This window comes from Staphylococcus sp. HMSC072H03, assembly GCF_001809305.1.
Taxonomy (GTDB): Bacteria; Bacillota; Bacilli; order Staphylococcales; family Staphylococcaceae; genus Staphylococcus; species Staphylococcus hominis.
Window position 1 is genome coordinate 3541 of record NZ_KV796902.1, and the last position, 2186, is coordinate 5726.

The 2186-nt window shown below is 30.0% G+C and carries 2 protein-coding genes and 1 pseudogene; all 3 read right to left on the minus strand.

The genetic code is table 11. The features are described from left to right. Positions 1 to 474: 474 nt before the first annotated feature. Positions 475 to 1092 carry a hypothetical protein gene (locus HMPREF2578_RS08670; RefSeq protein WP_049436954.1) on the minus strand — a complete coding sequence of 206 codons (618 nt, stop codon included), beginning with the start codon at positions 1090 to 1092 and terminating at the stop codon, positions 475 to 477. A 14-nt stretch (positions 1093 to 1106) separates the two neighbouring features. Continuing rightward, positions 1107 to 1634 (minus strand): hypothetical protein, encoded by a 528-nt coding sequence (locus tag HMPREF2578_RS08675; protein ID WP_049436957.1) that lies wholly within the window; start codon positions 1632 to 1634, stop codon positions 1107 to 1109. Positions 1635 to 1757: 123 nt separating this feature from the next. Next, positions 1758 to 2186, minus strand: a pseudogene (locus HMPREF2578_RS08680) (recombinase family protein); the annotation flags it as partial.

Sequence of the window (2186 nt, forward strand, 5' to 3'; positions counted from 1 at the left end):
TTTGTCATTTATTACGAATCCCGGTGGGAATATGAGGAAATTCCATATAAAAACCCGTGATAAACGTTGGTGTAACAAGGAAATCCCGGAATCCCACTCATTTTGACGAACAATCAACTCATTATTTATAAGTATTGATGATAGGGTTGTGTCTCTGCTTCCTTATATATATTATTTATTTATAAAAAATAACGGGATTTTGGGATTGTGCTTGCACAATCCTTCTGCTTCTTCGAATCTGCAAATCCCATTCCTTTCCCGGTGAAAAATCATTGTGGGATGTTCTTTAGCAATTTCAATATAAGCATCGTGTAGTAGTAGATAGATAATGCTAATTCGCTATCTCATTAGATAAGTGTTATTGAAATTGATAAAGAGAATTCTTAAACTTAGTTAGAAACTTTAAAGAAAGAAAAAACGAAGTGCTACAAGGCACTTCGTTAGTATTACAATTTGTATTATTAATAAAAAATATTATTCATCTTCACTAGAATTTTCGGTATCATCATCAGAATATATAGGTCTAGGGCTACCTACGTCACCGCGTGGATTATTTGGATTATATCCTATGCCTGCTTGTTCATCTTCTGATAGACTATCTAATTCATCTTGGCTTATTCCGTCATCGTCAACTTTATCTTTTGGTTCTGTAGGGCCTCCTCCACTTTGTGACATAACTTGATCTTCATACTCTCTTTCCTCAGCAGGAGAAGAAAATTCATCAATGTAATCTATACCATATCGCTTGGTTTTATGTATTACTTGACCAGACTCATTAGTTCGTACATTTTCTGTATTTGCTTGTTTGCTCGAAGGGTATTCAGAATTATTATTGTTATTAGATATTTGTTCGCTTGTACTATTTTCTATAGTAGTGTTACTTGAATTTTCTTGAGACGTTTGTACCTCTTCTGTATTTGGTTCAGAACTTTGTTTTTCTTTTTTATCTTTACTCGGTTTTTTACTTACAGTATCAGCTTTTGTGTTGTCATTGATGAACGTATCTTTAGCAAAATTTACTACAAATAAAGCTAAACCAATAAATACGATTGATAGTATTGCAATTAATAGAATATTAATAATTTTTTTCATATTTTACTCCTTATTTACTTAGTAGCATTGATAGCATCTGGATTACTTTTTAATTGATCTCTAATATAGTCTGAGTATTCATTACCTTTTTGATATTCAAATCTTCCTTCGACGACTTTTTTATCATCTTCGCTCATATTTTGAGTATAGTAATCCATCAATTCTTTGTTTGACATATCGTCTACGTTAGAAGTACTTTCAGAATTTTCATTTGTAGTGCTATTTTGTTGATTATTTGTACTAGCTTGTTGTTGAGAGGTATTTGTTTCAATTGACTGATTTTCATTGTTATTAGTAGAAGTAATGTTATTATCTTGCTCTTCAATACTAGTAGTGGTGCTTTGTTCATTGCTATTATTTTGAGAAGAACTATCTGAAGGTTTGTTATTTTTATCTTTAGACGTTTCATGTTGATGTTTATCAACAATTTTAGTATCACTGTCACTCCACATATCTTTAGCGAAATTAAGAACAAATAAAACTAATCCAATGAAGACGACTGAAAGTATCGCAATTAATAAGATATTAATAATTTTTTTCATTCATTTTTCCCCTTAATTTGTAATATTTAAAATTTAATAAATTAATTTTATCTAATTTTTATAATTGCATCTACTATATTTTTAATTATTTATTATTTTAGTTAATATTTATACTCACTTCTTTTAATAAATAGTAAGATATAATGTTTGGGACAAAAATAAAGACGAAGTGCTGAGGAGCACTTCGTCAAGTGGATGATTATCAAATAGTTGTTTGATAATCTCATTATTCAGTTTGAGTGTAACGTAAAATTGCTTCTTACAATGCTCATCTTTTCTTATGTCAATGCGATCGATGACTGTTAGATATAGTGATTTCAATTGAGATTTCTCTAATTTATCTATATCTTTGAATATTGTTTGTAGTATATTGGCAATCATATCAGCATCATAATGTGGAGCTTCCGCTTGTTTATCTCGTTCTAGTTGATGTATTTGATTATTTATTTGATTCAATTCATCTTGGTAGCCAAGTATTGTTGGTTTCAATACGCTATCTAAGTCAGGTGAGTCTTCGATTGTTTTCGTTAGTGTATGCATTTTGGCTTTGAT